This window comes from Cryobacterium sp., from assembly GCF_026786305.1.
In the GTDB taxonomy this organism is placed as follows: Bacteria; Actinomycetota; Actinomycetes; order Actinomycetales; family Microbacteriaceae; genus Cryobacterium.
The window spans coordinates 1-8,876 of record NZ_JAJAYI010000093.1; the positions used below are offsets into that span (position 1 = coordinate 1).

7 protein-coding genes are annotated in these 8,876 nt (G+C 65.1%); 2 read left to right on the forward strand and 5 right to left on the reverse strand.

Annotated elements, in window-relative coordinates:
* Window positions 1-176 precede the first annotated feature (176 nt).
* Together LH475_RS11935 and LH475_RS11940 are read right to left on the reverse strand one after the other, a co-directional pair.
* On the reverse strand, window positions 177-1,328 hold the full coding sequence (locus LH475_RS11935) for a cystathionine gamma-synthase (RefSeq protein WP_196844196.1): 1,152 nt from the start codon (window positions 1,326-1,328) through the stop codon (window positions 177-179).
* 56 nt (window positions 1,329-1,384) lie between these two features.
* Window positions 1,385-2,749 carry a cystathionine beta-synthase gene (locus LH475_RS11940; protein WP_196844197.1) on the reverse strand — a complete coding sequence of 455 codons (1,365 nt, stop codon included), beginning with the start codon at window positions 2,747-2,749 and terminating at the stop codon, window positions 1,385-1,387.
* Window positions 2,750-3,024: 275 nt separating this feature from the next.
* Here LH475_RS11940 and LH475_RS11945 point away from each other — a divergent pair, with 275 nt between their 5' ends.
* Together LH475_RS11945 and LH475_RS11950 are read left to right on the forward strand one after the other, a co-directional pair.
* Entirely contained in the window at window positions 3,025-3,705 is a 681-nt protein-coding gene (locus tag LH475_RS11945; protein ID WP_196844198.1) for a DUF3105 domain-containing protein, read from the forward strand.
* 21 nt (window positions 3,706-3,726) lie between these two features.
* The gene (locus LH475_RS11950) at window positions 3,727-4,464 is read left to right on the forward strand and encodes a DUF305 domain-containing protein (RefSeq protein ID WP_196844199.1); all 738 of its coding nucleotides are present in this window, start codon (window positions 3,727-3,729) and stop codon (window positions 4,462-4,464) included.
* A 118-nt stretch (window positions 4,465-4,582) separates the two neighbouring features.
* Here LH475_RS11950 and LH475_RS11955 read toward each other — a convergent pair whose 3' ends face one another.
* The 3 genes from LH475_RS11955 to LH475_RS11965 form a co-directional block, all read right to left on the reverse strand.
* A complete protein-coding gene (locus tag LH475_RS11955) occupies window positions 4,583-6,511 on the reverse strand; it encodes an ABC transporter ATP-binding protein (protein ID WP_297414227.1) in 1,929 nt (642 codons plus the stop codon).
* Between the two features lie 100 nt (window positions 6,512-6,611).
* Entirely contained in the window at window positions 6,612-7,586 is a 975-nt protein-coding gene (locus LH475_RS11960) for a carbohydrate ABC transporter permease (protein ID WP_196844200.1), read from the reverse strand.
* On the reverse strand, window positions 7,583-8,716 hold the full coding sequence (locus tag LH475_RS11965; protein ID WP_196844201.1) for a sugar ABC transporter permease: 1,134 nt from the start codon (window positions 8,714-8,716) through the stop codon (window positions 7,583-7,585). The genes LH475_RS11960 and LH475_RS11965 overlap by 4 nt, the downstream gene beginning before the upstream one ends.
* Between the last annotated feature and the right edge of the window lie 160 nt (window positions 8,717-8,876).

Here is an 8,876-nt window from a genome sequence, read left to right on the forward strand (position 1 = left end):
ACCCCCCCCCCCCCCCCCACACCTCCCCCCGGGGGTCGCGGGGGGGGCCCCGTACTGCACACCCCCCCCCCCCCCCCCCCCCCCCCCCCCCCCCCCCCCCCCCCCCCCCCCGGGCCCACGATCTCACCTGCGCCCGCGTTCCTCAGGAGGGCCCCGGCCGAAGATGAGGCCCGAGTTCAGGCGCGGGGCAGCGCGCTCTCCAGATCGGCAATGAGGTCGGCGACATCTTCGATCCCGACCGACAGCCGCACGATGTTGTCGGCCACCTCCAGTTCGGTGCCGCGCACCGAGGCGTGCGTCATCTCAGAGGGGTAGTTCACGAGCGACTCCACGCCGCCGAGCGATTCAGCCAGCTGAAACAGGTGCATCGACTCCGCGAACAGGCGCGCGGCGGCGGCGCCACCGGCGAAAGCGACGGAAATCATGCCGCCGAAGCCGGACATCTGCTTTTTCGCCAGCTCGTGGCCGGGGTGGCCGGGCAGTCCCGGGTAGTAGACCTGCTCGATCGCGGGGTGGCCGTCAAGGTACTCGGCGATGGCCTGGGCGTTGGTGCAGTGGCGATCCATGCGCACCGAGAGCGTTTTGATGCCGCGCACGGTGAGCCAGGAGTCGAGCGGAGCCGACACCGGGCCGGCCGCGAACTGCAGAAACTGAGCCTTCTCGTAGAGTTCGTCGTCGTTGATGATGAGCGCGCCGCCGAGCACGTCGGAGTGGCCGCCGAGATACTTCGTGGTCGAGTGCACGACGACGTCGGCGCCAAGTGCAAGCGGATGCTGCAGCGCGGGTGACGCAAAGGTGTTATCGACGATCGCGACGATACCGTGGCGGTGCGCGATCTCGGCGAGCGCCGCAATGTCGCTGATCTTCATGAGCGGGTTGCTCGGGGTCTCGACCCAGAGAATCTTGGTTTCCGGGCGGATGGCCGCTTCGACCGCCGAGAGGTCGCTCATCTCCACCGTGGTGTTGTGCACGCCCCAGGCGGCGTGCACCTTGTTGATGAGCCGGTGGGTTCCGCCGTAGACGTCGTTGCCGAGCACGACGTGATCGCCGGGCTTGAGAATGGCGCGCAGAATGGTGTCTTCAGCGGCGAGTCCGCTCGCGAAGGACAGCCCGTGCGTGCCGCCCTCGAGCGCGGCGAGCAGGCTCTCGAGCACGGTGCGGGTGGGGTTGCCGCCACGGCTGTACTCGTAGCCGCCGCGTAGGTTGCCGATGCCGTCCTGCACGTAGGTGGAGGTCTGGTAGATCGGCGGGATGACGGCGCCGGTGGTCGCGTCGAATTCCTGACCGGCGTGGATGGCGATCGTGTCGAACTTCTGGGTGTTGACCATTGCGTGCTCCCTGCTGGTGATGTGCTCGTGAAAGAGCGGGTGAATAAAACGGAAGGTTAGATGCTCAGGTAGCTGAGCAGGTCGTGCCGGGTGACGACGCCGAGCGGCTTGCCACCGTCGGTCACCAGCAGAGCGTCGTGCTCCGCGAAGGCAGCGCGCGCGGCGGCGACCGGTTCGTTGACGCCGATCAGCGGCAGCGCCTCGCCGACGATCGAGCCGACCCGGTCGGTGAGTTTGGCGTCACCGGAGAAGACCAGGCCCATCAGGGCACGCTCATCGATCGCGCCGAGCACCTCGCCCATGACGACGGGCGGCTTGGCGCTCAGCACGAGCAGCTGCGAGACGCCCTGGCTCGTCATGGTTTCGATCGCTGCGTGCACGGTGTCGCCCGGGTGCACATAGACCAGTGCCGGCAGGCGCCCGGTCTTCGATTCGAGCAAATTGGCCACCGTGTGCCCGGCCGGGGCATTGCTGAACCCGAAGCTGCGCATCCACCCATCGTTGAAGATTTTGCCGAGGTAGCCGCGGCCGCCGTCGGGCAGGAGCACGACGATCGTATCGTCGGGTCCGAGCTTTTCGGCCGCGCGCAGAGCCGCCACGACGGCCATTCCGCTGGAGCCCCCGACAAGGATTCCCTCTTCCAGGGCGAGCCGGCGGGTCATGGCAAAGGAGTCGGCGTCGGAGACGGCAATGACCTCGTGCACGACCGTGGGGTCGTAGGCACCCGGCCAGAAGTCCTCGCCGACACCCTCGACCAGGTAGGGGCGGCCGGTGCCGCCGGAGTACACCGAACCTTCCGGGTCGGCGCCGATGATGCGCACGGCGTCGTTCGAGACCTCGCGCAGGTAGCGGCCCGTGCCGCTGATGGTGCCGCCGGTCCCGACGCCGGCGACGAAGTGGGTGATCGTTCCGTCGGTGTCGCGCCAGATTTCGGGGCCGGTCGTCTCGTAGTGGCTGAGTGGGCCATTCGGGTTGAAGTACTGATTGGGCTTGTAGGCGCCCGGGATATCGCGGGCCAGCCGGTCCGAGACGCTGTAGTAGGACTCGGGATCCTCCGGCGCAACGGATGTCGGCGTCACGACGATCTCGGCGCCGTACGCGGTCAGTACGTTGCGTTTGTCCTCGCCGACCTTGTCGGGCAGCACGAACACGCACTTGTAGCCACGCTGCTGGGCCACCAGTGCCAGGCCAACGCCGGTGTTGCCCGACGTGGGCTCAACGATCGTGCCACCGGGCTTTAGGAGCCCGTCACGCTCGGCGGCGTCGATGATACGCACCGCGATGCGGTCCTTCGCCGAGCCGCCCGGGTTGAGATATTCGAGCTTCACGAGCACCGTCGCGGTCAGCCCTGCGGAGACCTTGTGGAGTTTGACCAGTGGGGTGTCACCGATGAGGTCAAGAATGGTGTCTGCGATTTTCATGGGAAATTCCTTCTGTCGAGCCGCGCATCATGGGCAGGAGCGGCCTCGGGTTGCACACTGGGCGGGTTGCAGACCGGCCCGTCGGCGGCCGGTCACGAACGTGGAGGGTCGACTAGCGACAGCAGCAACACGACGAATGAACGGGCACGAGCTCAGTCTATCGGGCGGCGAGAGCTGGCGACCAGCCTGAGAAATAACTGTGAGACCGGCATCAGGGGAAGCAACAGGGACGACTGATACCTTCGAATAGAAGTAGCTCCCACAGAGAGGCCCTCGTGACCCCCCAGCCCGGTTCCCCCGTGAACAAAGCGTCGATCAAGGACGAACGTGCTGCCAAGCGCGCGAAGAAGCTGGAGGAATACCACCGCCAGCAAAAGCGCGGCAAGCGTAACCGCCTGATCGGCATCATCGGCGGCGCAGTGGCCGTCGTCGCTATCGTCGCCCTCGTCGTGGCAGCGTTCGTGCTCGCCCCGAAGGCCGCCAACTATGCGGGCGGCGGCGCTGGCGATGCGTCAAAGATCGACGGGGTGGAGACATTCACCAACACGACCGGCCACGTCGAGACGGCCGTCACGTATGAGCAGACACCGCCCGCCGGCGGCGAGCACAACCCGGCCTGGCTCAACTGCGGCGTCTATGATCAGGCTGTTCCGAACGAGAACGCCGTGCACTCGCTCGAGCACGGCGCCATTTGGGTCACCTACGACCCGTCGATCTCCGACGCCCAGCTGAAAACGCTCAAGGCGAAGCTGCCCTCGACCTACGTCATCCTCTCGCCCTTTGAGGGCATTCCCGCACCGATCGTGCTGAGCGGCTGGAACTCACAGTTGAAGGTCAATAGCGCTGACGACCCCCGCATCACCGAGTTCTTCACCGAATTCTGGAAGAGCACCAACGTACCCGAAAACAATTCCCCCTGCTCGGGTGCGCTCGACGCGCCCGGCAAAGTCTCCTAACGCGCACGACCGCCCGATACCGTGACGTCTGACACCGCACAGCCTGCGACCACAGCGCATTCTCGATCAGCGGATGCTCGCCCACCGCGCCAGCGCCGCTCGGTTCTTCGTGCCGTCGCTGCCACTGTTGTGGTCACCGCGCTCGCCGTCGGTGCCGTGGCTTTCTCGGCCGGACGGCTGAGCACGATCGCCGAAGCCGCGCCCAACACGACGAGTGTCGAGGCGGGTTTCTCCCGGGACATGCAGGAGCATCACAATCAGGGCGTCGAACTCGCCATGATCGTGCGCGACCGTACCCAGGACGCGCCGGTGCGGCTGCTTGCCTACGACATTGCGACGACGCAGGCCAACCAGAGCGGGCAGATGTCGGGGTGGCTCGCTGTGTGGGGCCTTCCGCAGTTCTCCCCTGAACCCTCCATGACCTGGATGACCCGCCCGACTCTGGCAGGAGAGTCGCACGATGCCTCCCACGCCACCGGAACCGACGGGGAACCCGCGTCCGCCCATGTCGCCGGGGATCCGATGCCCGGCCTGGCGACCGCCCCGCAGATTGCGGCCCTCACTGCGGCATCCGGTGCGGAAGCGGAGCGGCAGTTTCTCGCCATCATGATCGCGCACCACCAGGGTGCGATCGAGATGGCCGAGGTGGTGCTCGACCGCAGCACCAATGAGACCGTGCGGATCTTCGCTACCGCCGTCGTGTTGAGCCAGAAGTCTGAGATCGACCTGATGACCGGGATGCTCGCCGACCGTTCGTAACCCGCCCCGGTCCGGGCTCTCTGCGCCGGGCCCACCTTCCAAACGCGTGCCCAACTTCTATCGTGGGCCCACTGTTTGGGCCCGGGCCCGGACAGTTCGGCTCGCCCGGACAACGGAGCTAAGAGGTGGGCAGGCGCGCGGGAGAGTCTGCGGCGGGGGAGGTGGCGGTGATTTGGCGGGCGTAGAGGCTCGCGTAGACCGCACCCCGCGCGAGCAGTTCGGCGTGGGTGCCGCGCTCGACGATGCGGCCGGCATCGACGACGAAGATCACGTCGGCGTCGACAATCGTGGACAGGCGGTGGGCGATCGCGATGGTGGTACGACCGTGGCTGGCGGTGTCGAGGGCGCCCTGCACCACGCTCTCCGAAATCGAGTCAAGCGCACTCGTGGCCTCATCGAGTATCAGCACCGGCGGATCCTTCAAGAGCACCCGCGCGATGGCGATGCGCTGTTTCTCGCCGCCGGAGAGCCGGTAGCCGCGTTCCCCGACCATCGTGTCGTACTTGTCGGGGAACGAGTCGATCGTGTCGTGAATGTTCGCGGCGCGCGCCGCCGTAACCAGCTCGGCATCCGTCGCCTCCGGTTTGGCGTAGCGCAGGTTCTCGGCGATCGTTGCGTGGAACAGGTAGGTTTCCTGGCTCACGATGCCGATGTGCGACACGAGCGATTCCTGCTGCAGGTCGCGCACGTCGAGACCGGAGAACAGCAGCCGCCCGGCCGAGGCCTCGTAGAAGCGCGGAATCAGGTACGACACGGTGGTTTTTCCGGCGCCCGAGGGGCCGACGAAGGCGGCGAACTGGCCCGGCTCGATCGTCAACGACACATCGTCGAGGGTCGGACGGGCGTCGGCGTCGGCATCCGGGTAGTTGAAACGCACGTGATCGAACTCGATCCGGCCGCGCGCGGCGCTGGCCGCCGGCACCAGGGTAGCGTCGGGTTTGTCGCTGATCGCCGGCTTCAGGTCGAGGTATTCGAAGATGCGGGCGAACAGTGCGCTCGAGGTCTGCAGGTCAAGGGCGACCCGCATGAGACCGAGCAACGGAAAGATCAGTCGCGCCTGCACGGTCGTGAAGGCCACGATCGTGCCGGGCGTGACATCCGTGGTGCCGTTGAACATGAGCGCCCCGGCAACGAGATACACAATGGCGGGAATCGCCGACAGGAACACGCTCACCGTGGCGAAGAACCACTGACCGCTCATCTGCTGGCTCACCTGCAGCCGCACCTGGTTGCGGTTCTCCTCGGCATAGCGGTCGATCTCGTTCTGCTGCCGGGTGAAACTCTTCGACAGCAGAATGCCCGACACGCTCAGGGTTTCCTGCGTGATCGCGGTCATGTCCGACAGTGATTCCTGTGTCTTGCCGGCGATGCGCGCTCGCACCTGACCGACGCGGCGCTGGGCCGACACCAGAACCGGCATCAGCACGACGGCCACGATGGTCAGTTGCCAGTTCAGCAGCAGCATGGCCACGAAGGCGGCGATCACCGTGACGGTGTTGCCCAGGATGCTGGATATCGTGTTGGTCAGCACCGTCGCGACGCCGCCGACGTCGTTTTGCAGCCGCGACTGAATCACGCCGGTCTTGGTCTTGGTGAAGAAGCTCAGCTCCATCGCCTGCAGGTGAGTGAACAGGCGCACGCGCAGCGCCCCCATGACCTTATTGCCGACGCTCGCGGTGAGCCAGGTCTGCCAGACACCGAGCAGAGCGTTGACCAGGAAGACGCCGAGCATGAGCGCCACAAGAACCCCGAGCACCGAAAGGTTGGGGATGCCGCCGGGTGGAAACAGTCCGTCGTCGAAGGCACGTTGGGTGAGCAGTGGCGGCACGACCGAGAGGGCAGCGCTGATCAGAACGAGCACGACGGTGATGATGAGGGTCGTGCGGTGCGGGGCGAACAGGTCGCCGACGCGATTGAGTAGGTGCGGGATGCGCGGGGCGAGCGCGTTCTCGGCTCGCTGCGCCGCAGCATCCGCTCCGCTGACTCGCTTGCGCGGGCGCTCCACGCCCGCCTGTTGCCGCGGACCGTGGCCCGGGGCACCGTGCATTCCACTCATGCATTCACTCTAAACGTCACTACAGACCAACCAGAACGGATGCCCGTGGCCGCGCCGACCACGGGCACCCATTTTCTTGCCGAACGGGCCCTTAGCCCTTCGTCGAACCGGCGAGTAGGCCGCGCACGAAGAAGCGTTGCAGGGAGAAGAACACGATCAGCGGCACCAGGATCGACAGGAACGCACCGGCCGTGAGCAGATGCCAGTCCTGCCCGCGGGCACCGGATAGTTCGGCGAGCAGTTTGGTCATCGGGGCGACCGCGCCGTCGGCGAAGATCAGCGCCACCAGTAGGTCGTTCCAGACCCAGAGAAACTGGAAGATGGCGATCGACGCGATGGCCGGCATCGTCAGCGGCAACACGATGCGAAAGAAGATCTGCCCGTGACCGGCGCCATCGACCCGAGCGGCTTCGATGACCTCGCTCGGTATCTCCGAAACGAAGTTGTGCAGCAGGTAGATGGCAAGGGGAAGAGCAAACATGGTGTGCGCGATCCAGACTTGCGAATAGCCGCTGCCCGGGTTGAGTGCCGCGACGACCGGGTAACCAAAAACGGTGCCGCCGGAGAAGAATTGCAACAGCGGCACGAGTGCCATCTGAATCGGCACGATCTGCAGGGCGAATACTCCGATGAACATCACGTTCTTGCCACGGAAGTCAATCCAGGCAAACGCGTAGGCCGCGAGGCTGGCGATCATCAATGGGATGAGCGTGGCCGGCAGGGTGATCGCGACCGAGTTGATGAACGCCCCGGCCAGGTCGAGCTGACTATTGCCGGCGGCGAGCGCCTCGGTGTAGTTATCGAAGGTGAACCCGGTGTTGGTGAAGATGGTCCACCAGCCGGTGGTGCGCACCTCCTGGGCGGGCCGGAACGACGACACCAGCAGGCCCAGGGTGGGAATCGACCACACCACCGCGATGATGAGCGCCCCAATGGTCGCCCCGCGGCTGGTCAGGCGTTTCTTGGTCCTGCGGGCGACCGTGGACTCCATGCGTCGTTCACCACGGCGAACCTGCCGCTTGGTCTGGGTGTCCAGCGGAAGTTCTACCGGCATGACCGCGCTCATCGGATTTCCCTCTGCTTCTTAATCTGGCGGGCGTTATAGACAACGATCGGGAGCACGAGCAGGAACAGCACCAGTGCGAAGGCGGCGGAGCGGCCCTGCTCGAAATTCTTGAACTGGGTGTACATCTCGTTGGCCACGACGCTGGTCTCGTTCGACCCGGCCGTCGTGGTGCGCACAATGTCGAAGACCTTGAGCGAGACAATAGAAATTGTCGTCAGAACGACGACGAGGGCGCTGCGGATACCGGGAACGGTCACGTTCACGAACTGCTGCCAGGCGTTGGTGCCGTCGAGTTCGGCAGCCTCCATCTGCTCAGTCGGTACGCCCTTGATCGCGGCAGACAGCACCACCATGGCGAACCCGGTCTGCACCCAGATCAGAATCACGATCAGGAACAGGGTGTTGAAGGGAGACACCGACAGAAAGTCGACCGGCTGTCCGCCGAACATGACCACGAGCTGGTTCAGCAGGCCAATCTGCTCCTGGTCGGCCGGACGCGCCGTGTAGACGAAACGCCAGATGATGGATGCTCCCACCAGCGAGATGGCCATCGGCATGAAGACCAGAATCTTGAAGTATTTCTCACCGCGGCTCTTGTCGATAAAGACCGCGTAGGCGAGGCCGGCGATGGTCGAGATGGTGGGAACGATGAGTACCCAGACGATCGTGTTCAGCACGATGCGCACATTGTTGGGCTGGGTGAAAATCCAGACAAAGTTGTCGAAGCCGACGAACCGGTCGCCTCGAGCGCTCATGAAGGCCTGCACTGTGGTCTGGATCGTCGGAATGACGAGGCCGATAGCCAGCAGGATCACGGCGGGGGCAAGGAAACCGACAAGCTGGAATAAGTACCCAGCACCCTTTCGCGACCGGTAGTCGAGGTAGAAGAAGCCGAGGCCCAGTACACCGGCGCCGATGATAGCCCACGTATAGGAGTTGCCGGCGACGAGGATCAGGAGGGGCGCCAACACACAGACGGAGAGGCGGATGATCGTGTAGATCCGGCCGGAGCGGGGAGCAATCTCAACGAAGAACAAGATTGCGCCGACAACCACAACGAAAGCCAGGATGATGATGGGAACTTGTGCCAGCGCGGGCAGTTGCGCCAACCAGGAGAAGAACGCGGACATCTGAATCCTTTCGAGTACGACAGTGTGACCCGAAGGTCGCGCGCGAACCATAAAAAACGTGTCGATAACGCTCACCTCGAGTGCGAGGTGTGGCGCCCCCGTGTTTAGTCGGGCGGCGCCACCCGGCATGGCCGGGAGGGGGGAAAAGAGGAACGGCCCC

Coding starts and splice junctions, on each gene's coding strand:
- LH475_RS11935 (WP_196844196.1), bottom strand. CDS start 1,328: ATGGTCAACACCCAGAAGTTCGACACGATCGCCATCCACGCCGGTCAG.
- LH475_RS11940 (WP_196844197.1), bottom strand. CDS start 2,749: ATGAAAATCGCAGACACCATTCTTGACCTCATCGGTGACACCCCACTG.
- LH475_RS11955 (WP_297414227.1), bottom strand. CDS start 6,511: ATGCACGGTGCCCCGGGCCACGGTCCGCGGCAACAGGCGGGCGTGGAG.
- LH475_RS11960 (WP_196844200.1), bottom strand. CDS start 7,586: ATGAGCGCGGTCATGCCGGTAGAACTTCCGCTGGACACCCAGACCAAG.
- LH475_RS11965 (WP_196844201.1), bottom strand. CDS start 8,716: ATGTCCGCGTTCTTCTCCTGGTTGGCGCAACTGCCCGCGCTGGCACAA.